This window comes from Archangium violaceum Cb vi76 (genome assembly GCF_000733295.1).
Classification (GTDB): domain Bacteria; phylum Myxococcota; class Myxococcia; order Myxococcales; family Myxococcaceae; genus Archangium; species Archangium violaceum.
This window is the reverse complement of the sequence record NZ_JPMI01000220.1, coordinates 79,370-101,568: the sequence shown is the minus strand read 5'-3', so window position 1 is coordinate 101,568 and position 22,199 is coordinate 79,370. Positions and strand designations below refer to the sequence as shown.

Below are 22,199 nucleotides of genomic sequence, written 5' to 3'. Positions count from 1 at the left end.
TATTGGGCCGGGTGCTTCAGCCCATTTTGTTCAGGAGGAACGCGGCGAGGAGATCCGTCTCGGAGCCCGGCTTGCCGTCCTTGGAGCCGGCATCCGAGGGAGAGACGGGGACCTCGGCCACATAACCAGGGACAACCTCGTATGCCGTATCTCCGAGCAGCACGGAGTCGGCCATCTGCTCGGCCCCCAGGGCCTGGAGCTGGGCCTCGGTCTTCACCCGGGCCACCAGGTCATTGTCATCCTCGCCGGTGACGAGCTGCACGATGTGCACCGCGGGTGTTACCGGGTACACACCTTCCTCACCGGTCACCACCAGCACCCCGTCCTTCACGTCCGCTTTGTCCTCCAGTGCCCACTCCTCGAGCTGGGCCTGGGGAAGGAAGAGCCTCATCACCCCGCTAGCTTACACCTCCTCGCCCCGAGCCGAAGCCACATCTACCTAAAGACCCGGAACGGCTTGCGACGCTTCCGCCCCGTCCGCATCTAAGCAGGCAGAGGACCGGGAAGCGGGTTCTTGCAGGTACCCCGGGCACGTACTAGAGCACGCGCCCCTCTGCTTGGCTGCACGCCGAAGGAGACACCATGGCAGGCCCTGACGTGATGAACATCGGAGACGCGGATTTCGACAAGGAAGTGATCAAGTCCGACCAGCCCGTGCTGGTGGATTTCTGGGCCACGTGGTGCGCCCCGTGCCGGGCCATCGCGCCGAGCGTCGATGCGCTGGCCACCCAGTACAAGGGCAAGGTGAAGGTCGCGAAGATCGACATCGACAGCAACCAGCAGGTCGCCGAGCAGTACGGCATCCGCTCCATCCCCACCCTGCTCGTCTTCAAGGGCGGCAAGGTGGTGGAGCAGCTCGTCGGCGCCGTGCCCAAGGCGAAGATCGAGGCGGCGCTCACCAAGGCGCTGTAGGGCCCCGTCCCCGCGCGGAGTGCCTCCCGAGGGCTCCGCGCGGGAGGCTCACTCACCGCGCCAGGTGTCCGTGGGGTTGTTGGCCTTGAGGAGCTCCCACGCGGCCAGGGCGTCCACCACCCGCTCCAGCTCGTTGGGCAGGCCACGGGCGCGGTTGGAGCGCAGGTACTCCTCGGCGAAGGTGCGCAGCCGCATGTCCAGGAAGAGGCGTGCCAGCGACACCTCCGTCTGCCCGTAGAACTCCTCGAAGCGGATGCCGAAGCCAGTGGGGTCGCCCTCGCGGCGAGGCCGCTGCTCGCGGACGATGCGGGCCCGCGCCTCCACGGGTGACCCGCCCTCCTCCAGCGAGAAGCGCACCCGCAGCTCGGTGTCCATGGGCAGGAAGAAGGTGCTCTCCAGGAAGGCCCCGCCCACGCTCACGTTGCTCGAGCGCAGGGTGGCGGTGAAGCGCCGATCCCCTTCTTCGTCGATCCACAGCTCGAAGTTCGTGGTGAGCCGGGCGCGGGGGAAGTGCCGGTGCTCCACTTCCTCGTCCGCCCCCACCTCGATGATGGGGGAGAAGAAGCTCCGGGGCGAGGTGGGAGCCGAAGGCGCCGGGGCGCGGCCGGGCAGCGGGGGCCGCGAGGGCGTCACGGTGGGGATGGGACGGCGGGACGGCTCCACGCGCGGTGGGGGCGCGGCGGGCGGTGCCGCCCGGGCCGGCTCGGGACGCGGAGCCTCTGGGACGACCTCCGTGCGCTCGGTGTCTTCTGCCTGGCCGGGAGCCTTCTTCCGGGAGCCCTTCCTGTCCATCTTCTCCTCCTGGGGAACGGACTCAGATTTCCATACCCCAACCGGCGGGTTTCATACACCATGCGCCGCCTCGTCCGCGCGCGGAGATTGTGATGCTGGGAAACCTCCTGAAGCCCGAGTTCGACGCGCTCATCGCCGCCAAGGACTGGAGTGCCCTGCGGGATGCGTTCTCGGAGATGGATCCCGCAGACGTGGCCGAGGTCATCGAGGATCTGCCCGCGGACGAGAGCGGCATCATCTTCCGGTTGCTGCCGCGCGACATGGCGGCGCTCGTCTTCGAGTACCTGCCCCCGCACCAGCAGACGGAGATCGTCGGGACGCTGGGCCGGGAGCAGTTGAAGAACCTGCTGGACGAGATGGCGCCGGACGACCGCACCCGCCTGCTGGAGGAGCTGCCGGCCGAGGTGACGAAGCGGCTGCTCACCTCGCTGTCACCGGAGGAGCTGAAGGTCGCCCGCAACCTGCTGGGCTACCCGGAGAAGAGCGCCGGCCGGTACATGACGCCGGAGTACCTCACCATCCCGGGCAACCTGACGGCGGGTGAGGCGCTGGCGTACGTGCGCGCCCACGGCCAGGGCCGCGAGACGCTGCACGTGCTCTACATCGTGGACGAGAAGGGCCGGCTGCTGGATGACGTGCGGCTGGCGTCGCTGGTGCTGGCGGGCCCGGACACGAAGGTGACGGACATCCACGACAGGCAGTTGGTGAGCATCCCGGCCACGGCGGACCGCGAGGAGTTCATCAGCATGTTCGAGAAGTACGACCGGGTGGCGCTGCCGGTGACGGACTCGCAGGGCGTGCTGGTGGGCATCATCACCGTGGACGACGTGCTCGACGCGGCCGAGGAGGAGGCCACCGAGGACATCCAGCGCATCGGCGGTATGGAGGCCCTCGAGGCGCCCTACCTGGACATCGGCATCACCGGCATGCTGCGCAAGCGCGTGGGCTGGCTGACGGTGCTCTTCGTGGGGCAGATGTTCACCGCCACGGCCATGGCCCACTACCAGGACGCCATCGCCCAGGCGGTGTTCCTCAGTGCCTTCGTGCCGCTCATCATCTCCTCGGGAGGCAACTCGGGCTCCCAGGCCACCTCGCTCATCATCCGCGCGCTGGCGGTGCGCGACGTGGAGCTCAAGGACTGGTGGAAGGTGGCGATGCGCGAGGCCGTCAGTGGCGTGGCCCTGGGCGTCTTCCTGGGACTGCTGGGCTTCTTGCGCATCCTCCTGTGGCCGCAGCACGAGGTCGTCTATGGCCCCCATTACAAGTGGGTGGGCCTGGCGGTGGGCCTGAGCGTGGTGGGCGTGGTGATGTTCGGCACGCTGTGTGGCTCGATGCTGCCCTTCCTGCTGCGGCGGCTCGGATTGGATCCAGCCACCGCCTCGGCGCCCTTCGTGGCCACGCTGGTGGACGTCACCGGCGTGGTCATCTACTTCACCGTCGTCACCACCATCCTCACCGGCCGCGCCCTGTAGGCCACGGCCGGCCCGGACGCGGGCTCAGAACATGTGGCGGCGCATGCTGATGTTCACCAGCAGCCCGATGCTGAGCATCACGCTCACCAGCGAGGAGCCGCCGTAACTCAGCAGCGGCAGGGTGATGCCCGTCACCGGCAGCAGGCCGATGACCATGCCGATGTTCTCGAACACCTGCCAGAAGAGCATGGCCACCACCCCCACCGCGGTGAAGGCGCCGAATCTGTCCCGGGCGTTGAAGCCCACCCCCAGCCCGAAGGTGAAGATCAGGCCGTAGAGCACCAGCAGGAGCACGCACAGGACGTAGCCCTGCTCCTCGGCCCACACGGAGAAGATGAAGTCCGTGTGCTGCTCGGGGAGGAAGGACAGGCCCGTCTGCGTCCCCTCCTTCCAGCCCTTGCCGGACATGCCTCCGGAGCCCACGGCGATCTTCGACTGCGCCGCGTGGTAGCCGCTGCCCCGCAGGTCCGACTCCGGATCCAACCACCCGGAGATGCGCTTGCTCTGGTGGGGCTTGAGCCTGTCCCGGATGATGGTGGTGCGCGGCTCGGGCATGTCCCGCACGTAGTCGTTCCAGATGACGAGGGCCCCGGCGAGGATGCCCGCCACCATCACCGCCACCAGGTACCAGCGCACCTTGCCGAACAGGATGACCGTCAGCGAGGACAGGAAGATCATCAGCGCGGTGCCCAGGTCCGGCTGCACCAGCACCAGCGTGAAGGGCACCAGCACCACGGCCACCGGCTTCACCAGCCGCTTGAGGCCGTAGGAGCCGTCTCCGGGCTTGAAGTCGTCGTGGTACACCTTGGCCAGCATCAGCAGCACGCCGATCTTCATGAACTCGGCGGGCTGGATGCGGATGGGTCCCAGGACGAACCAGCTCTCGGCGCCCTTGGCCTTGTGGCCGATGAAGCGCAGCGCGATGAGCGCCAGGATGTTGGCGACGTAGATGGGCAGCGCCATCCGGTGCAGGACGCGGTAGTCCACCAGGCACACCACCATGCCGATGGCCAGGCTGACGCCCAGGTAGATGGCCTGGCTCGTCCACACCGGCGAGGCCTGCGCGCGCGAGGCCGAGGCCAGGTTGTAGATGCCCAGCCCCGACACCGCGAGCACGCTCAGCAGCAGCCCCCACGGAATGTGGGGCACCATGCGCCGCTCAATCCGCAGCTGCATCATCACCTCCCGCCACCGCGCGGGTGAGCACGTCATTCACGCTCGGCGCGTCCGGCAGCGTCGAGACGTAGGGCGTGTTCTGCCGAGGCGCCGGGTTGGCCGCGTCCTCCTTCTTCAGGTCGAAGTACTTCTTGATGACCGCCATGCCGGCGGGCGCGGCGTCCGAGCCACCGTGGCCACCGTGCTCGTTGATGACGACCACGGCGATCTCCGGATCCTCCGCGGGCGCGAACCCGGCGAACCACGCGTGGTCACGCTGGAAGAAGTCCATCTGGTGCGTCTTGAGACGCACCGCGCCGATCTTCACCACCTGCGCGGTCCCCGTCTTGCCCGCCACCGAGATGTCCTTCAGCCCCGACTGCACCATCGCCCTGTAGGCCGTACCACCGGGAACCATCGCCGTGGCGACCAGCCCCTCCAGCACCGCCTTGAGGTGCGCCTCGGGAATCTCCACCTTGCTCACCACCTGCGGGTCGAACTGCTGGATGACCTCACCGTCCAGCCCCTCGATGCGCTCGACGAGCTGAGGCTTGAGCAGCGTGCCCCCATTGGCGATGGCGGCGTACACCATGGCGAGCTGCAGCGGCGTCACGTTGTCATCGCCCTGGCCGATGGCGCTGTTGAGCGCCATGCCCTTGGTGTAACCGCCCGGGGACACCTTGTCGTGATACTTGCTGGAGGGCATGATCCCCGGGACCTCGGCGAGCACGCCAACGCCCGTGGGCGAGCCCAGGCCCAGGGCCTTGCCCATCTCGGCGATGGGATCCAGGCCGAGGGTATCCGCCACCTTGAAGTACCAGGTGTCGCACGAGTACTGCAGCGCCGTCTTGCCGTTCACCGGCCCGTGGCCGCTTTCCTTGTGGCAGCGCCACGTGCGCGCACCGAGCCGGTAACCGCCCGGGCAGTTCACCACCGTCTCCGGCCGGAAGAGGCCCGACTTGTAGGCCGCCAGCGCGGTAATCACCTTGAAGGTGGAGCCCGGGCTGAAGTGGTCCGCGGAGATGCGGTTGATCATCGGCTGGAGGGGATCCCTCGCCAGCGAGGTCATCTGCGACGGGGTGATGCGGCCGGTGAGCAGGTTGGGATCGAACCCCGGGCGCGACACCACCGCGCGGATGAGGCCCGTCTTCACGTCCACCGCCACCACCGCGCCCGCGGCGCCCGGGAAGGCACGCTCGGCTTCCTCCTGCAGGCGCATGTCGATGGACAGCACCAGGTTGTTGCCCGGCCGCGAGGGCACCACCGCGTCATCGCCCAGCTTGTCGCTGAACTCCTCGAGCACCCGGCCTCGCGCGTTGACGACTTCCTTGCGCACGCCGTCCGTCCCCCGCAGCGTGGACTCGAAGTAGCGCTCCAGGCCGCGCCGGCCGATGTAGTCCCCCAGCGCGTAGCGCGCACCCTCGGACTTGAGCCTCTCGAGCTCCTCCGTGGTGATCTCGTTCATGTACCCGAGCACGTGCGAGAGCACGCTCCCGGTGCGGTAGTTGCGGTGCGGCACGGGCACCACTTCCACGCCATCCAGCATGTCGCGCCGGGCGTTGATGCGGTCGTACTCGTCACGCGTCAGGTCGATGCGCACCGGCAACGGATGGAAGGGAGCCGTGCGGCGCGCCGCCTTGATCTGATCCTCCATCTTCTTGCGCGTGGGCTCGTCCCAGCCGAGCAGCTCGCCCAGGCGCGGCAGCACCTCGACGGCGCAGTTGGTGCAGAAGGCCGGGGTGATGAAGGCGTCGAAGGAGGGACGGCTGTCCACCAGGATGCTGCCGCGCCGGTCCTTGATGAGACCGCGGTCCGCGCGCAGGCGCACCTCCTTGACGAAGTTCGCCACGCTCTTGGCGGCGTACTCCTCGCCCTGGATGATCTGCAGGCGGTAGAGCTGGACCGCGAGCGCCACCATGCCGGCGATCATGGCCAGACCCACCCACACGAAGCGGCGCTTGAGATCGCGCCCTGGAGTCGTCTCGGACAGCGTCGGAGGCGTCAACGCAGCAACCCCGCGGAAGAGGTACGGTCCTGCGACGCCTCGAAGCGCCGCAACAGAGGATAGAGGAACACCGCCACCACGCCCGTGAGCGTCACCTGCAACGGCAGGCCCGGCAACAGCGACGAGGCCACGCCGCCTTCCTTCGTGGTCATCCACGTGAAGAAGCTGGCGAGCAGCCCATGGCCCACGTCCGCGCCCATGGCGAAGAGGACGAAGGCCGCGCGGCCGCGCACTTCCACCAGGCTCACCACCAGCTTGCCCACCAGGAAGGTCAGCACCGCCAGGAAGGTGAAGAGGCCCGTGGGCTGGCCGCTCATCAAGTCCAGCAGGTAGCCCACCGAGAAGGAGGAGATGGCGCCCTCCAGCGTCGTGGCGCGCACGGCCAGGAAGGCCACGAGCACCACCGTCACGTCGATGCGGCTGATGGCCAGGCCCAACTGCTGCACCACCACCGACTCCAGGGTGAGCAACAACAACGCCAGTCCGAGGGTGACCAGGAACTTCATCTAACGCTCACCTCCGGAACCACCGGCGGACCCCTGCACCAGGGCGCCAAACGGGCTGCCCATCACGAGCACCTCCTCCAACCGCGTGGTGTCCACCGCGGGCTCCACGTCGCCACCCAGGAACATGCCGTGCTCCGTCTTCTCCAGGCGCGTCACCTTCCCCACCACCAGCCCCGGCGGGTACACCCCGTCCGTACCGGAGGTGATGATCTGATCTCCCTCCTGGACATCCTCGGTGCGCAACATGTTCTCCAGCCGCAGCGGACCCTTGCCCGCCCCCGCCGCCGTGCCCCGCGCCCGCGAGCGCTGTACCCGCACACCCACCCGGCTCTGCAGGTCCGTCACCAGGGCCACGTCCGCCCACCCGCCCGTGGCGCGCACCACCTGGCCGATGATGCCGTCCGGCGTCACCACGGGCATGCCGCGGAACACGCCGTCCTTCTCACCCCGGTTGATGCGCACCGACAGCAGCTTGGCCACCGGGTTGACGCCGATGACCCGCGCTGGAATCTCCGGCCCCGGCGCCGCCTCCGCGTAGCCGAGCAGCTCTCTCAGCCGCTCGTTCTCCGCCCGCGTCTCGCCCAGCGCCTGCACGGTGGCCCGCAGCTGCAGGTTCTCCGCGCGCAGCTCCTCGTTGGCCTGACGCACCTCCCGCAGGTCGATGTAGCCGTACACCACGGCCTTGACCCCATCGATGAGGCCAATCAGTCCGCGTTGCAGGGGGGCGGAGACACCAATGACCGCCCGGTCCACGAAATTGGGATCGCGCCCCCGCCGGCCCGTCGTCAGGAAAGCCCCGAACGGGTACAGCAGCAGCACACCCACGATGAGAAGCGTTCGGTAGCGCTTGAGAAGCGACAGCACTTCGTGAAGGTCCGTGTAGGAGAGAGGGAGCGGCAGCTACGACAGGGGGCTCGCTAACTACTCTGAATCGCTTGCATTTTCCGGGGTGTTGCTCTAGGCAGTCAAGGTCTTCACGGAGGGTGGCGTTTCATCGTCCACCATCCGACCGGGCACCCAACACACGCGCGCCGCGAATCCTTCCACGGGGGATACACCCGGCGCGTCTCAAGGCAAAAGGCATCATGAAGGACGCTCTCGAGCCGCGGAAGATCGCCGTCTACCTCTTCATCATCGCGATCGCGGTGGTGTTCACCCTCCAGTTTGGACCTGGCAGCTCGGGGTTCGGCCGGGCCGACCCGAACGCCGCGCCGTCCTCCGCCGCGGTGGTCAACGGCAAGGAAATCTCGTTGATGGAGTTCCGGCGGGAGTACGTGAACCAGCTGCAGTACCTGCGCTCGCAGGGCCAGCCGGTGTCCGAGGCGCTCGCCCGCCAGTTCGGCCTCCCGCAGTCCGTGCTGGACCGGATGGTGAACACGGAGCTCCTGGCCCAGGCGGCCGAGCGTCATGGGGTGAAGGCGTCGGACGAGGAGATCCTGAAGATCCTCCAGCAGCGGCCCGACTTCCAGAAGGACGGCCAGTTCGACTACGCCATGTACCAGCAGATGCTCCGGGACTACTACCGGCAGACGCCCGCGGACTTCGAGGAGGACCTCCGCCGGCAGCTGACGGCGCAGAAGATGATCGGCATGGTGCAGGGCGGCGCCGTGGTGTCGGACGACGAGGTCCGGACGAAGTTCGAGAAGGAGGGCAACCAGGCGCGCATCGTGTTCGCCCGCTTCCTGCCGAGCATGTACGCGGACAAGGTGCCGGCCCCGAGCGCCGCGGACCTGACCGCCTACAAGCAGGCCCACGAGAAGGAGATCAAGGAGTACTACGAGGCCAACCGCTTCGTGTACCAGCAGCCGGAGCGCATCCGCGCGCGGCAGATCCTCGTGAAGGTGGCCCCGGACGCCACGCCGGAGGCGAAGGCCAAGGCGATGGAGCGTGCGCAGGCGCTGAGCAAGGAGATTGAAGGCGGCAAGGACTTCGCCGAGGTGGCCAAGGCGAGCAGTGAGGACCAGGCGACGCGGCCGAGCGGCGGGGATCTGGGCTGGGTGGAGCGCGCCAACTGGGACCCGGCGCTGGCCAACGCGGCCTTCGCGCTCGAGCCGGGCAAGGTGACGCAGCCGGTGGAGACGAAGTTCGGCATCCACCTGGTGAAGGTGGATGAGAAGAAGCCGGCGCAGGACAAGGCGCTGGAGCAGGTGCAGGACGAGATCGCCACCACGCTCTACAAGAAGGACAAGGCGAAGGAGACGGCGCGCGCCGAGGCCGAGAAGGCGCTGGCCGCGGTGAAGGGCGGCAAGACGATCTCCGAGCTGTTCAAGCCGGAGAAGGAGCAGCCGGCGCTGCTGCGCTTCGAGACGGAGACGCGTCCGGAGGCGGTGCAGACGGACACCTTCAACGCGGCGAGCGTCAACGTGCCCCACCTGGGCCCGGCGCCGGACCTGCTCACGGCGGTGTTCGCCAGCAAGGGTCCGCAGGTGCTGGACCAGGCGTACGCGGTGGGCGACGGCTTCGTGATTGCCCAGGTGACCGAGCGCCAGCTGGCGGATGACACCAACTTCGCCCAGAAGAAGGAGGAGCTGCGCAAGCAGGCCGTGCAGGCCAAGCAGTACGAGGTGGCCGACTCCTTCCTCAAGTCGCTGCGCAAGAGCGGCGAGGTGAAGACCAACACCGCGGCGCTCGAGCAGGTCTCCGGCGGGTAGCCGTCACGAGAGGCCCGGCCTCTCGGACCAGGGGGCGTCTCCCTTCGGGGGGCGCCCCTTTCGCGTTTTCTGGCGGTGAGGCGCTTCAACGGGCCAAAGCCCGCTCAGGTGTAGATATCTACACTTCGTGTGTGTTCATGTGCGCAGGCGATGTGGGTCCATACCCTACCCCAAGTGTAGATATCTACACCTGAGGAGCACCGCGCCCTGTTTTCAGGCCCTGTGGACATCGTGCCAGGGCTGACCGCCCGCGCGCCGGGAGCGGAGGAGGAGCCAACGAGTCATGTTAGCCTCCGGACTTCGGAGGTAGCCCCCCAGTGGAGAGAGCGTGGGTGTACAGACTGCCCCAGCCCGATGAAAAGGTGGGCCAGTACCGGGTGGTGGGCCCGCTGGGCCAGGGCGGCCAGGGCCACGTCCTGCTGGCCGAGTGGGAGGGCCGCTCCTATGTCCTCAAGCTCTTCCGCTCGCTGCCGGTGAGCCACTCGGGGGAGTTGGAGCTGGATATTCTGCGCCACCTGGAGCACCCCAACGTGGTGCGGGTGCTGGGCCATGGGCGCTGGCCGTACCCGGAGGAGGGCTACTTCTACCTCGTCATGGAGTACGTGGAGGGCCGGACGCTGTTGCGACATGCCCTGGAGCACAACCCCTCGGCGCGCACGGGCGCCACGCTGATGCTGGAGGCGGCGAGGGCGCTCGCGGTGGTGCACCGCCGGGGCGTGCTGCACAGAGACATCAAACCGGACAACCTGTTGGTGAGGGAGGCGGACGGAAGGCCGGTGTGGGTGGACTTCGGGGTGGGCCACCTGGAGGGCCGCGCCACGCTGCCGCGCATGAGGCGGCTGCCGCCGGGGACGCCCGAGTACACCAGCCCCGAGACGTACCGTTTCCTCCGGGAGCACCCGGAGGAGGAGGCGCGCTACCAGCCGGGCGTGGCCGACGAGGTGTGGGCCTTCGGCGTCACGCTGTACGAGTTGCTGACGGACAGGCTGCCCTTCGGCTCGCGCCTGGGCAACCCGCGCATGGTGGAGGACATCCGCACCCGCCCGCCGCTGGCGCCGCACGAGCGCAACCCGCGGGTGCCGGTGGCACTCAATCAGGTGTGCCTGCGCATGCTGGAGAAGGCGCCCGGGGAGAGGCTGGCGGACATGGACGCGGTGGCCGGGGCGCTGGAGGAGGCGCTGGCGGGGGCGGGGGCGGACTGGGACATGCCGCTGATGGACCCCTTCGCCCCGGAGGTGCGCACCACGGAGGAGATCCCCGGCCAGGTGGTGGACCGCGACTCGTGGGAGCGCGTCCAGCAGCAGCTGAAGGCGGTGATGCCCCGGCGCGGGCGGGTGCGCAAGAAAGCGCGGAGTGAGCCCGCCCCCCCGCCCCAGGCACCCGCCGCCGCCGCCGTGGCCGCGCTGGAAGAAGAGGCGCCGGCCGGAAGCCTCGAGGCGATGGCGGAAGCGCTGGAAGCGCGGCTGTATGAGCCGCCCCTGCCCGTGTCGGCGCACGAGGCCGCCGCCGCACCCGGGCCCGCCGCCGAAGCCAGACACGACGCCGGAGCCGGGCACGGCGCGGTGGCGCCAATGCCCCCCGCGCGAAAGTCAGGCCGAGGACGGCCAGTTCGCGCCGCGGCAGCGGCCGTGGCACTGCTGCTGGTGCTGGCGGGCACATGGGCGCTGCACTCCCGCCTGGAGTCCGAGGGCGAGCGCCCGTCAGCATCGGCCGCTCCGGTGGTGCCATCACCCGCCGGGTGGTGGGCGAGCAACCCCACGCTGCAAGCCGCGCTCGTCCGCGAAGTGGCGGAGCCGGGCGAGCCGTCCGAAGCTGAAAGGAGCGCGGCTGCATTCCTGGACTCTTCCCCCGCGCTCACTTCCATGCTCCGCGAGACCGACACCCGCTCGAAGCCCGACGAGAAGCCCGCCGCCCGGTCGCGGCGCAAGGCGTTGCACTGTGTGCCGGGCCGCCAGGAGATGTGCGTGGTGGGCTTCTGCACCGTGCTGCTCACCGGCTGCACCAGTACGCCCCAGGTGGTGCGCCCCCCGCCCCGGCCCGCCGACTGCCCTCCCGGTGCCGTGGAGACGATGAAGGAGTTGGGCATCGATATTGGGGACGTGGGGATCGCATCCTTCGGCGAGCCCGATAAAGAAGAGGGCCGCTTGCTCAAGACCGTGCGCGAGTCCACGCCGATGCGGGCTATGCGCTTTGAGCGGCTGAGCAATTTAACGCTCACCGGGCGGCTCTATCTCGGGCCGGAGCGCGTGTATGGCCGCTTCACCCAGGCCAACTGGCGTGACGGGACGACGCGCCCGGTGTGCCTGGAGTTGGTCACCCGCGACGGCGAGACGCTCGGCGTTCCCCGGGACGACGTTGGCGGCCCCGCCGACGCCGCCGTGGTCATCACTACACAAGGTCTCCGGGCGGTGGAGCGTTTCGAGTAGGACGCAGGGGGGCACGGAAACAGGGAGGTGTGGTAGAGGCCAACGCCTCCCGTCACCCCGCCTCGCCTTCCCCTGGAGGTTGTCTCCCCGTGCTCCTTGCGTCCCCCGTGGGCCTGCTCGCGCTGGCCCTCCTCGCCATCTCCCCCCAGGCTGCCGAGCCGTCCTCACCGGACGTGTGTGAAACGGCGAGTCCCCAGCTCGTGCTGTCAGCCGAGCCCCCCTCGACGCCGCCCGTGGTGTGCATCAGCCCGGACCTGCCCCTCACGCTGCGCTTCGACACGGCGCTCCGGCCAGAGTCCGTGCGGATGGAGGAGCGGGAGCGCTTCGCGGATGTGTCGGTGGGCCAGCGCAGCTTCACACTGACTCCCCCGGAGAACCTGGCGGCCGGGGAGCGCTTCCAGGTGGAGGCGTGCTTCGCGGATGACGCGGCCCCCGCCTGCGCCACCTTCGTCCTGCTGGCCCACCCGGCCCTGGGCATGCAGCAGGTGAAGGTGTTTCGCCAGCCCCGCTCAGTGGCCTCCTTCCAGGAGGGGGAGAAGGCGGCCCGGGCCGAGACGCGGCAGTGCCAGGAGGAGGTGCACCAACTGCGCGCCGAGCGCGGCGCCCCCGAGGGGCTCCGGGGCGTACTGGCGTCGGGGTTGCTGGAAAAGGGGCGCATTGCCTTCAAGGACCTGTCGGAAAGCGTCACCAAGCCGAAGGGCAACGCACTGGGCCCGGGTGACGTCTATAGCTACCGCGCCGAGGGCCGGGTGGCGGTGGAGGTGTGGCTGGAGAATCCCGGCACGCTGCCGTGGATGGCGGCGGGCGCGGTGCTGCGTGGGCCCAAGGGCGAGGTGTTGAAGCCATTGCCCCTCTGGCAGCCGGAGCCTGTCCCTCCACGCGAGGCCGTCGCCGACGAGCAGAAGTCAGCTCGCCGCGTGGTGGTGGAGGTGCCCGCGTCGGAGACGGAGGCCCGGGGCACGTACACCCTCACGCTCTGGGACGCCGAGCAGAAGCGCACCGTCACCCTGGGGAAAGTCACCTTCCCGTAGTGCTCGTGTCCGCTGCCAACCCGCTACGTCCTCCAGCATTCTCCCTACCCCAATGGCTTGACGGCCGCCTCCGCATTTCCGTGTACTCCCGGAAACCCCTGGCCCCAGCCGGCCCGGCTGGAGGGAGCGGTGCGGCATGTCCCCCCGTCTGAAGCATTCCCACCCGACAGGCTGGCCTCCGCGCCGCTGGTGGGTGTGGCTCGTCCCGTTGCTCTTCTCGGCCTGTGCCACGGGCCATCCGCCGGGCGGCATGTTCTCGGGCCGGGGGGCCGCGCTGTCGCTCACCCCGCCACCGGCTCCCCAGGAGGAAAGCACCCCGGCCTCGGACGCCGAGCTCGTGGACGCGGTGGTGTACGAGGTGGCGGTGGTGGAGCCGGGCCGTGGCACCACGCGGCCGGTGCCGGTGAGCCGGGCGGACTTCCAGCGCGCCCTGCGGCACATCTCCCACCAGGTGCAGCACGAGGGCAAGAGCCCGCGCGAGGCCGCACGCGAGTGGCTCAAGGGCCAGGTGGAGCAACACCCGGAGTGGGAGCAGTTGAGTGGGACGTGGGTGGCCGAGGTGGATAAGGGCCGCGTCCTCACGTTGGTGCCCGAGGACGAGGACAGCCGGTTGAAGCCCGTGGCGGACGAGGCCCTGCGCGAGAGGTACCTGCTGTGGTGCACCTGGGGACGAGGCGGGGGCGACTGCCTGCGCCTGTTGGACGACGGGCCCTACCTCAAGACGGACGACCGGCGCACGCTGGCCCTGGCCATGGCGTTTGGCTCGGTACTGGAGGAGACGAAGGCGGCGCTGGGGCGGGAGTTGGACCCGCAGGTGCTGGTGGCCTCGTGCATGTGGACGCTCGGGGCGTACCTGGCCCTCTGGCTGGTGCCCGAGCCGACGACGAAGCTCCTGGCCGCCGGGCTGTCCGTCGTGCTGGTGGCGTGGCTCGGCGTGGACACGCTGTGGGGACTGATGGACGGCTGGGCGGCCATGGCCACCCGGGCGCACGAGGCCACCACCTTCGCGGAGTTGCGCGAGGCGGGTGAGGGCTTCGCCCGGGTGCTGGGCACGGACGCGGCGCGGGCGATGATTCTGGCAGTGGGGGCGCTCACCGGTCGCACAGTGGGGGAGGTAGCGGCGCGGGTGCGCGAGCTACCGGGCTACGGGCTGGCGAGCGCGCAGTGGCGGGCGCAGGGGGGCGCCGCGGTGCTGGGGCGGGTGGAAGTCCTGGCGGCCCAGGAGGGCGCACTGGCGCGAGCGGTGGCGGCGGTGGAGACGGTGGCGGCCACCCCGCACGGCCCCCTGGCAGTGGTGATGCTCAAGAAGGGGCGGGGTGGCGGTACGGCCTCTGGAGGCGGCTCCTCGGGCATTGTCGCCATCCGTCACCGGGGTGGAAACCTGCAGGTCCTTCTGCCCAATGGGCAGCGGTGGCACCTGCCTCGTGGCAAGTCCATCCACGACATCCCCGTCACGGACGAGGTGGGCGACAGACTCCAGAAGGCGGTCACCGAGGCGGCCCAGCAATGGGGGCCTCATCGGCTCACGGACAACGAGAGAGATGCAATCAAGGAGGCCCTCAAGAAGGGCAAATACTGGCTGGCGCACCTGTTGGAGCGCGAGGCCCGGGGCCGCTTCGTGCAAAATACGGTGAAAGACCAGCTTGGACATCTCTACGACTTCAGCCTGAGCAAGGGCGTCGACGTCATTGACCCAGCGAACGGCCGCCGGTACGAGATTCTTTCCGGGACGGCGTCGAACCTCGCGCACCATGGTCGGCGCATGGCGGGCGAGTTCTTCCGGATGCTCACCTTCTGAAAGGGCGGCGGATGATTGCCAAGAAGGTTTTCTACGAGAACACGCAGTTGGAACACGAGCGGCTGGAACTGACGGACAAAGGCACCCTCTACTTCCTGGGCCGCAATCTGACGCTGAAGAACTGCACCCTGGTGCTGAAGGTGGCCGCCAGCAACCTGTTCATTCGCGACGTACGGTTCACCGACTGCACCTTCGAGGTGAAGCAGGAACTGAAAAACCACCAGCAGTGGATAAGAGCCTCACTCAAGGGCTGCCAGTTCAAGGGGCGGCTGTCGGGATGTGACTTCGGGCACTGGCCCGAGTACGGAAAGGGGCCGGAGTACCAACTGGGCTCCATCGAGGACTGCGACTTCTCCGAAGCCCGCCTGGACGGCTGCCGCTTCATGGGGTGTGACCCCCGCACCCTGCGATTTCCCAGGTGGCCCTGCTTCACCTTCCTGGACCCCATCGGCCGGGCTCCAGAGCTACGTCGCGGCAAGTGGCCCGGTCTGTTTGGCAGTGTCGTCGTGGACGAGTTGCACAACCAACCGCCGTCCACAGTGGCTCTGACGAAGTACGCTCCCGCCGTCGCGAAAAAGCTCGAGACCACCCCGGAAGAACTCAGGGCGGTCATCGAGCAGTTCGACTGCTTCGTCTACTGACGCGCGCCACCGCCCTACTTCTTGCGGGGCATCATGGCCGCGCCCCCGGGCAGGTCCGCGTGGGGCACCGCGAGGCACACGTCGTCCCGGCCCCGCGCCTTCGCCGCGTACATGGCGAAGTCCGCCGCCCTCACCAGGTCCACCGACGACAGCGCGTGCTCCGGGTAGGTCGCCACCCCCAGGCTCGCCGTCAGCTGCAGGTCCAACCCCGCCGACTCCTGGAAGCGCCGGTTGCGGAAGGTGTCTCGGATGCGCGTGGCGCTCGTCATCGCCCCGTCCGTGCCCGTCTCCACCAGCAGCAGGGCGAACTCGTCCCCGCCGTAGCGGAACACGTAGTCCAACTGCCGGCAGCAGGAGACGAGCAGCTCGCCCACCTCCTTGAGCACCGCGCTGCCCACCAGGTGCCCGTGCGCGTCGTTGATGGACTTGAAGCGGTCCAGGTCCAGGAAGATGAGCGACACCGGGTGGTGGAAGCGCTGCGAGCGCCGGACCTCGTGCTCCAGCTGCGCCCGCAGGTGCCGGGCGTTGTACACGCCCGTGTGCTCGTCCGTAATCGTCAGCTCCTGCACCCGCCGGAAGTTGCGCGCGTTCTCGATGGCGATGGCCGCGAAGTCCGAGATGGCCGTCAGCGCCATCAGGTCTTCCTGCGTGAAGGGCCTGTCCGTCGCCCCGTTCACCAGCTCGATGACCCCCAGCACCCTCCCGCGGGCAATCAGCGGCACCGCCACGATGGAGCGGGTGCGGAAGGCCGAGGCCTCATCGAAGCGGGAGGCGAACAGCGGGTCGCGCGTCACGTCCTCCACCAGCCGGGCCGTCCCCGAGGAGAAGACCGCCCCGGCGATGCCCTCTCCCGGGGAGAGTTGCAGCCCCTTGAGCACCTCCGCCCCCTCCCCCACGGCGATCTCGAAGTAGAGCTTGCCCGTGCGCTCGTCCTGCAACAGCAGCGACCAGTTGCGGGGCCTGAGCAGGGCGCGCACCTTCTCCATCATCAGGTTCAGCACCTCGCGCAACTCGAGCGTCGAGGTCAGAGCCTTCGCGATGTCGTTGTAGGCGGCCAACTGCTCCACCGTGCGCGTCATGGCCGCGAGCAGGTCCGCGGGATTCATCCAGGGTCCACTCCAGGGCGCAGTTCTGCTAGAGGCGAGCCGTAACATGCACACTTCAGTGGGTCAAACCCGGCTCGTTCTCGCGTCCGCTTCGCCGCGGCGGCGCGAGCTCCTCGGCCAGCTCGGACTGGCTTTCGACGTGTCCGCGGCGGACATCGACGAAACCCCCCACCAGGGCGAGGCCGCCACAGCCTACGTGCTGAGGCTGGCCCGGGAAAAGGCCAGAACGGTGGCCACCCGCACTCCCGGAGCCTGGGTATTGGCCGCCGACACCACCGTCGTCCTCGGCGACGAGCTGCTCGGCAAGCCCCACGACGCGGCCGAGGTCCGCGACATGATGCGCCGTCTGTCGGGTAGGACACACGAGGTCCAGACCGGCGTGGCGCTCGCCGGCCCCGGGGGCGAGCACCCCGGCGAGCACCCTGGCGAGCACTCCATGGTGGTCCGCACCCGCGTCACCTTCCGCCCCCTGGGTGAGGGGGAGATCGCCTGGTACGCCAGCACCGGCGAGTCCCTGGACAAGGCCGGTGGCTACGCCATCCAGGGCAAGGGCGGCTTCCTCGTGGCGGGCATCGAGGGCAGCCCCACCAACGTCATCGGCCTGCCCCTCGGCGAGACCCTGGAGCTGCTCGCCCGGGCCGGCGTCCCCCTTCCCTGGAGCAAGCCATGAGCGGAGTCGCCGAGCGGTTGGAGGGGATTCGAGCCCGGGTGGCCGCGGCGTGTGCCCGAGCGGGCCGGGAGCCCGGCTCCGTCACCCTGGTGGCCGTGTCCAAGCTGAAGCCGGCGGCCCTCATCCGCGAGGCGTACGCGGCGGGCCAGCGCGACTTCGGGGAGAACTACGCCCAGGAGCTGCGGGACAAGGCCGCGGAGCTGGCGGACCTGGAGGGCCTGCGCTGGCACGCCATCGGGCCGCTGCAGACGAACAAGGTGAAGTACGTGGCGAAGGCCGCCCTCTCCTTCCACGCGTTGGACAGGCTGGAGGTGGCCCAGGAGCTGTCGCGCCGCCGGCAGGACTCGCCCATTCCCTGCTACGTGGAGGTGAACGTGGGCGGCGAGGCCAGCAAGAGCGGGCTGGCCCCCGAGGCGCTCGGGCCCTTCCTGGAGTCCGTGCGCGCGCTGCCGGGGCTGCGGGTGGAGGGCCTCATGTCCCTGCCCCCGCCCACCGAGGACGAGCAGGTGGCCCGGGGCTCCTTCCGCACCCTCCGGGAGCTGGCCCGCCAGCACGGGCTGACGGGCCTGTCCATGGGCACCACCCACGACTTCGAGCTGGCCATCGAGGAAGGGGCCACCCTGGTGCGCGTGGGCACCGCCATCTTCGGCGAGCGCACCTGAGCGCGAGGGCCCCGCCCGGGGCTCACGGCCCGCTCACACTTCCTTGAACTTGAAGCGGCCGTTGTCCAGGGCCTTCACGGAGAACTCGCAGCCGCAATAGTTGCAGAGCAACTCCTGGCCGTCCGCGAGCGCCTCCTCGAGCGGGTTGTTGGCGTTGCACTCGGGGCAGTCGAAGTCCTTACGGCCGTTTTTCGAGCCCGAGTCCTTCTCGTCCTCGTCCTCGTAGTAGTCCAGCGGCATCGCGTCCCTCCTGGGCCGGGCACCGGCTCCACGCCGGCCGGGCTCCGCTCAGGCTAGCAGCCTCGCCGGGGGAAGGGCTCCCCCCTCTCACCCGGGCCCTGGCTCGTGGCTGGCCGCATGCTGTCCTACCGGCAACTCCCCGCCCCTGAACCAGCGCACACCCGGGTGGAATTCTGCGGTTGAATGGGCCACCCCGCGATTCGTCCGTGAGGAGGCAGTCAGAGAAACGCGACTGGAGGTGCGGTTGGCACCTCGGCCAGCGGCTGCCTACCTTGCCAGGAGCCATTGATGCGCATGCAGTCCAAGGGAATGTTCACCGGGATGCTGTTGAGCCTCCTGCTGTCGGGGGCTGCCCTCGCCCAGGGTGGGCCGCGGTCCGCCTTCGGTCCCGGTGAGCAGGCGCGCTACCGCATCCAGTACCTCGGAATGACGGCGGGCTCGGCGCAGGTGACGGTGGGCGCCCCCATGAAGCAGTGGGGCAAGGACGTCTGGCCCATCGTGTCGTTGGCGAGGTCGGAAGCCATCGCGGGCGTGTGGCCCGTGAAGGACAAATACGTCTCCTATTGGGACTTCGGCGCGCAGCGGGTGCTGGGCTCGGACATGCACGAGGACCAGAACAACAAGCGCCGCCGCGTGCGCGTGAAGCTGGCCGAGGACGGCAAGTCCGCCCAGGTGGTGAAGCAGAAGGAGGGCGAGACGCCTCGCGAGTCCATCCACGAGCTGGCCGAGGGCACGCTCGACGTGGCCGGGGCCACCTTCGCGTTGCGCAACCGCGCGTTGGAGGTGGGGCAGGAGTACGCGTACCCCGTCTTCACCGGCTCGAGGACCTTCCAGATGAAGGCGAAGGTGGAGGCCCGCGAGACGCTGGACACGGTGCTGGGCAAGCAGGACGTGTTCCGCATGCGCGTGTACACGGAGTTCTCCGGCAAGCTGGCCTCCAAGCGCGACATGGTGGCCTGGTTCACCGCGGACGCGCGCCGCCTGCCGGTGCGCATCGAGGCGGAGCTCGCCCTGGGCTCGATCGTGGCGGAGCTGACGGAGTACCAGCAGGGGAAGATCATGGCGTCCGTCATGGCGACGGCGCGGAACGGAACCTAGAGCGGCCGGGGGCCGCGGAGGGGGGCGACATGGGGGCGGGTTGGGCGATGGGGTGGCTGCTCGCGGAGATGCTGACCGCGGCGCCCGAACCTCGAGTGGTGTCCGCGCTGGAGAAGGTACGGCCCGGCGTCGAGCTGAAGGGAGAGAAGGAAGCCCGGTTGAGCCTCGCGCGGGGTGAGTGCGAGGCCGCCCAGGTGGTGCTCCCGCCCGGCGGCGCGCGGCTGAAGGTGAAGCGGCTGGCCCTGCGCGGGCCCGAGGGCAAGACGCTGGAGGCCTCGGTGTGGCGCGAGGCGTACCTGGACGTGAAGACGCCCTCCAACTCCCAGGGCGCCACGGGGCTGTGGCCGGACGCGTTGGTGCCGGTGGAGTCCCCGCCAGGGCCGGAGGGAGCGCCCAACGTCCTCTACGTGGAGCTGTGTGCCCCGGAGTCCCAGGTGCCGGGCACGTACCAGGGCGCGCTGCACGTGGAGGCCGGTGGCAAGGCGCTGGCGCCCGTCCCCTTCACCGCGGAGGTGCAGCCCTTCGTCCTGCCCGCCACGTCCTCGCTGCCCAACAGCTTCGGCATCTCGCTCTACAGCATCTCCAAGGCACACGGGCTGAAGCCCGAGTCTCCCGAGGCCCGCGCGCTGCTGCGCGACTACGTGAGCGCCCTGCTGGCCCACCGGGTCAGCGCCCATGGCATGAGCATGGAAGCGCCGCCGGTGCGCTTCGAGGGCGGCAAGGCGGTGGTGGACTTCAGCGCGTACGACGCGGAGCTGGGGCCCTTCCTCGAGGGCTCCGCGCTGGACTCGGGGGCCCGCTTCACCACCGCCGACGTGCGCGACAGCAAGGCGGCCCGCACCGACGCCGAGAAGTCCGCGTACTACCGCGCCTTCGCCGAGCACTTCCGCCAGAAGGGCTGGAAGGCCCGCCTCTTCTTCTACGCCAAGGACGAGCCCAAGCCCGAGGACGTGGCCCTCGTCCGCACCCAGGCCCTGCGCGTGCGCGCGGCCAAACAGGACGTGCCGGTGCTCGTCACCGCCCCCCTGGATGACGCGCTGCGTGGCTCGGCGGACATCCTCGCGCCCACACTCAACTGCTTCTTCCCCCGCCCCGGGCCCCAGACGTGCCGCAACGTCGTCCCGCTCCAGACGCTGCGCGGCAAGCTCGACCCCCACGTGAAGGTGTGGTGGTACCAGAGCTGCAACTCACACGGCTGCAACGGCGGGCCCACTCCGGACGCCGCCGCCGAGAAGGTCTACAGCGGCTGGGCCTCGTACATGGTGGACCACCCCACCCCGCTCAACCGCGCCATGGGGCCGCTGGCCTTCCTCTCCGGCGTGGATGGCGAGCTCTATTTCGACACCGTCTTCGCCTACAACACCAAGGACCCGTGGAAGGACGTCTTCGAGTTCGGCGGCAACGGCGACGGCACCCTCTTCTACCCGGGTACTCCGGCCCGGCCGGGCTTCTCCCGCCACCAGCCCGTGGTCTCCCTGCGCCTCAAGAGCATCCGCGAGGGGCTCGAGGACTACGAGTACCTGAGGCTGCTGGAGTCGCTCGGGGAGCGGACATTCGCCCGAGAGGCCGCGCGGCGGCTCACCCGCTCGGGCTATGAAGTGGAGACGGATGCCCGGCAGTGGGAGCAGGTACGCCGGGAGATGACCCTCCGTCTGAGGAAACGATGGGAAGCGTCCGAATACGCGAAGCGTTCGGGCGTCCGTCCCAAGTGAATTGGAGACGTCTCACCTGGAATCAAGGATGACCGCCATGCGCACCGCCCTCGCAGCCCTCCTGTTCAGCTTCTCCTCCGCTGCCTGGGCGCAGCTGCCCGACGCGGACGGTCCCGAGGACACCCAGGCGCCCGCCGCCCCGGCTCAGCAGGCTCCGGCCGAGAAGCCCTCCGTGCCCGCCTGCCCCCAGCGCCTGCCCACCCTGCGCACCCCGCTGTCCTTCGCTCCAGGCGAGGAGCTCGAGTTCGACCTCGACGCCATGGGCGCCACCGCCGGCAAGATGACCATGTCCGTGCAGAAGAAGAAGGACGGCTCGCTGCCGGTGCAGATCAAGGTCCAGACCAACTCCTTCTTCTCCAAGGTGCGCCGGGTGAACGCCACCGCGATGAGCTACATGCACCCCAAGACGCTCCGGCCCTCGCGCTACACCGAGGAGGCCACGGAGAACGAGCAGCACCGCACCGTGGACGTGGCCTTCAACACCAAGGAGCGCAACGTCCGCATCGACTACGTCGTCAAGGGCAAGCCGGGCCGCAGCAACCAATCCTACGAGCACGAGGGCATGGATGTGGCCGGGGCCATCTACATGATGCGCCAGCTGCCCCTGAAGGAGGGCCTGCCCGTGTGCTTCGACGTCTACGGTGTGCGCCGCATGTGGCGCATGACGGGCTCCGTGGTGAAGCGCGAGCACGTGTCCCTGCCGCTCGGCGAGTTCGACGCCTGGCACCTGGAGGGCGTCGCCGTGCGTCTGGACAACCCCAAGATGAAGCGCGAGGTCCACGTCTGGATCACCGACGACGCGCGCCGGCTGCCGCTCGCGGCCGTGGGCACCATCGACCTGGGCGCGGTGCGCGCCACCCTGACCTCGTACTCCCGCCCGGGCGAGAAGGCGAAGCAGGCCCAGGGCAAGGAGCAGCTCAAGTGGTAGTCGTCTGACGCATCAACCCCGCCGCCTGCGACAGCCGGCGGCGCACCCGCGTCACCACGTCCATCAACAGCTCCAACCGTTGAAGCACCAACTGTTCGTCTCCCGCCTGCAGCATTCCCAGGGGGGAGAGCGCGTCCGGATGGAGGGCGTCGAGCACGTCGGTGAAGTGCGCTTCGACATCCCCGAGCGCGTCGAGCCCCTCGCGCAGGTCGTCCTCCAGGAAGTCCAGGAGCACGGTGGAATCGGCACGCACGGGCAGCACGTGGCCGAGGTGCTCCATCGACTGGCGGAGCGGATCGGCCCCCGAGCGGCGCAGCGTCGCGGGAACGGCAACGAGGGCGGCAGCGGGTGTTGTCATGTGCGACAAGCTACAGGCCGGTAGCAGGGGGTCAAT

General features: G+C 69.2%; 21 protein-coding genes. 12 read left to right on the top strand and 9 right to left on the bottom strand.

The features are described 5' to 3' along the window. Nucleotides 1-16: 16 nt before the first annotated feature. Entirely contained in the window at nucleotides 17-391 is a 375-nt protein-coding gene (locus tag Q664_RS29230; protein WP_043403113.1) for a hypothetical protein, read from the bottom strand. 191 nt (nucleotides 392-582) lie between these two features. On the opposite strand from Q664_RS29230, the gene trxA reads away from it, so the two are divergent. After that, nucleotides 583-912, top strand: a complete 330-nt coding sequence (gene trxA / locus Q664_RS29225) for a thioredoxin (protein WP_043403111.1) — start codon at nucleotides 583-585, stop codon at nucleotides 910-912. A 48-nt stretch (nucleotides 913-960) separates the two neighbouring features. Here trxA and Q664_RS29220 read toward each other — a convergent pair whose 3' ends face one another. Next, nucleotides 961-1,704 carry a PilZ domain-containing protein gene (locus tag Q664_RS29220; RefSeq protein ID WP_043403109.1) on the bottom strand — a complete coding sequence of 248 codons (744 nt, stop codon included), beginning with the start codon at nucleotides 1,702-1,704 and terminating at the stop codon, nucleotides 961-963. A gap of 92 nt (nucleotides 1,705-1,796) precedes the next feature. Between Q664_RS29220 and mgtE the strand changes: the two genes are divergently transcribed. After that, nucleotides 1,797-3,176, top strand: coding sequence for a magnesium transporter (gene mgtE / locus Q664_RS29215; RefSeq protein WP_043403107.1), 1,380 nt, complete (start codon nucleotides 1,797-1,799; stop codon nucleotides 3,174-3,176). Nucleotides 3,177-3,200: 24 nt separating this feature from the next. Here mgtE and rodA read toward each other — a convergent pair whose 3' ends face one another. Genes rodA through mreC form a run of 4 tightly spaced genes read right to left on the bottom strand, consistent with a single transcriptional unit; the run spans nucleotide 3,201 to nucleotide 7,706 of the window. After that, nucleotides 3,201-4,352, bottom strand: coding sequence for a rod shape-determining protein RodA (rodA, locus tag Q664_RS29210; RefSeq protein WP_043403104.1), 1,152 nt, complete (start codon nucleotides 4,350-4,352; stop codon nucleotides 3,201-3,203). Next, nucleotides 4,336-6,336, bottom strand: a complete 2,001-nt coding sequence (mrdA, locus tag Q664_RS29205; protein WP_043403101.1) for a penicillin-binding protein 2 — start codon at nucleotides 6,334-6,336, stop codon at nucleotides 4,336-4,338. The genes rodA and mrdA overlap by 17 nt, the downstream gene beginning before the upstream one ends. Then, complete coding sequence (locus tag Q664_RS29200) at nucleotides 6,333-6,842, bottom strand: hypothetical protein (protein ID WP_043403099.1); 510 nt, start codon at nucleotides 6,840-6,842, stop codon at nucleotides 6,333-6,335. Before Q664_RS29200 ends, mrdA begins: the two co-directional genes overlap by 4 nt. Further along, the gene (gene mreC / locus Q664_RS29195; RefSeq protein ID WP_043403097.1) at nucleotides 6,843-7,706 is read right to left on the bottom strand and encodes a rod shape-determining protein MreC; all 864 of its coding nucleotides are present in this window, start codon (nucleotides 7,704-7,706) and stop codon (nucleotides 6,843-6,845) included. Between the two features lie 221 nt (nucleotides 7,707-7,927). Between mreC and Q664_RS29190 the strand changes: the two genes are divergently transcribed. The 5 genes from Q664_RS29190 (at nucleotide 7,928) to Q664_RS52820 (ending at nucleotide 15,389) form a co-directional block, all read left to right on the top strand. Then, nucleotides 7,928-9,493, top strand: a complete 1,566-nt coding sequence (locus tag Q664_RS29190) for a peptidylprolyl isomerase (protein ID WP_043403093.1) — start codon at nucleotides 7,928-7,930, stop codon at nucleotides 9,491-9,493. Between the two features lie 332 nt (nucleotides 9,494-9,825). After that, nucleotides 9,826-11,919: a serine/threonine protein kinase gene (locus Q664_RS29185; protein WP_043403091.1), complete on the top strand. Its 2,094-nt coding sequence runs from the start codon at nucleotides 9,826-9,828 to the stop codon at nucleotides 11,917-11,919. A gap of 89 nt (nucleotides 11,920-12,008) precedes the next feature. Continuing rightward, complete coding sequence (locus Q664_RS29180) at nucleotides 12,009-12,950, top strand: DUF2381 family protein (protein ID WP_043403088.1); 942 nt, start codon at nucleotides 12,009-12,011, stop codon at nucleotides 12,948-12,950. A 136-nt stretch (nucleotides 12,951-13,086) separates the two neighbouring features. After that, nucleotides 13,087-14,748, top strand: a complete 1,662-nt coding sequence (gene sitA5, locus Q664_RS61295; protein ID WP_052518813.1) for a SitA5 family polymorphic toxin — start codon at nucleotides 13,087-13,089, stop codon at nucleotides 14,746-14,748. 11 nt (nucleotides 14,749-14,759) lie between these two features. Continuing rightward, complete coding sequence (locus Q664_RS52820; RefSeq protein ID WP_052518812.1) at nucleotides 14,760-15,389, top strand: pentapeptide repeat-containing protein; 630 nt, start codon at nucleotides 14,760-14,762, stop codon at nucleotides 15,387-15,389. Between the two features lie 14 nt (nucleotides 15,390-15,403). Here the strand turns inward: Q664_RS52820 and Q664_RS29165 are convergent, their stop codons facing one another. Next, a complete protein-coding gene (locus tag Q664_RS29165) occupies nucleotides 15,404-16,495 on the bottom strand; it encodes a GGDEF domain-containing protein (protein ID WP_043403085.1) in 1,092 nt (363 codons plus the stop codon). A gap of 46 nt (nucleotides 16,496-16,541) precedes the next feature. Between Q664_RS29165 and Q664_RS29160 the strand changes: the two genes are divergently transcribed. Continuing rightward, a complete protein-coding gene (locus Q664_RS29160; RefSeq protein WP_043403310.1) occupies nucleotides 16,542-17,165 on the top strand; it encodes a Maf family protein in 624 nt (207 codons plus the stop codon). Next, the gene (locus Q664_RS29155) at nucleotides 17,162-17,827 is read left to right on the top strand and encodes a YggS family pyridoxal phosphate-dependent enzyme (protein WP_043403082.1); all 666 of its coding nucleotides are present in this window, start codon (nucleotides 17,162-17,164) and stop codon (nucleotides 17,825-17,827) included. The genes Q664_RS29160 and Q664_RS29155 overlap by 4 nt, the downstream gene beginning before the upstream one ends. A 33-nt stretch (nucleotides 17,828-17,860) precedes the next feature. Here the strand turns inward: Q664_RS29155 and Q664_RS29150 are convergent, their stop codons facing one another. Then, the gene (locus Q664_RS29150; RefSeq protein WP_043403078.1) at nucleotides 17,861-18,067 is read right to left on the bottom strand and encodes a hypothetical protein; all 207 of its coding nucleotides are present in this window, start codon (nucleotides 18,065-18,067) and stop codon (nucleotides 17,861-17,863) included. A gap of 288 nt (nucleotides 18,068-18,355) precedes the next feature. Between Q664_RS29150 and Q664_RS29145 the strand changes: the two genes are divergently transcribed. Genes Q664_RS29145 through Q664_RS29135 form a run of 3 tightly spaced genes read left to right on the top strand, consistent with a single transcriptional unit; the run spans nucleotide 18,356 to nucleotide 21,805 of the window. Further along, a complete protein-coding gene (locus tag Q664_RS29145) occupies nucleotides 18,356-19,165 on the top strand; it encodes a DUF3108 domain-containing protein (RefSeq protein WP_043403076.1) in 810 nt (269 codons plus the stop codon). Nucleotides 19,166-19,194: 29 nt separating this feature from the next. After that, entirely contained in the window at nucleotides 19,195-20,877 is a 1,683-nt protein-coding gene (locus tag Q664_RS29140) for a DUF4091 domain-containing protein (RefSeq protein ID WP_043403073.1), read from the top strand. A gap of 28 nt (nucleotides 20,878-20,905) precedes the next feature. After that, nucleotides 20,906-21,805, top strand: a complete 900-nt coding sequence (locus Q664_RS29135) for a DUF3108 domain-containing protein (RefSeq protein WP_043403069.1) — start codon at nucleotides 20,906-20,908, stop codon at nucleotides 21,803-21,805. On the opposite strand, the gene Q664_RS29130 is transcribed toward Q664_RS29135, so the two are convergent. Beyond that, nucleotides 21,795-22,163, bottom strand: coding sequence for a hypothetical protein (locus Q664_RS29130; RefSeq protein WP_200883779.1), 369 nt, complete (start codon nucleotides 22,161-22,163; stop codon nucleotides 21,795-21,797). The genes Q664_RS29135 and Q664_RS29130 overlap by 11 nt on opposite strands. Between the last annotated feature and the right edge of the window lie 36 nt (nucleotides 22,164-22,199).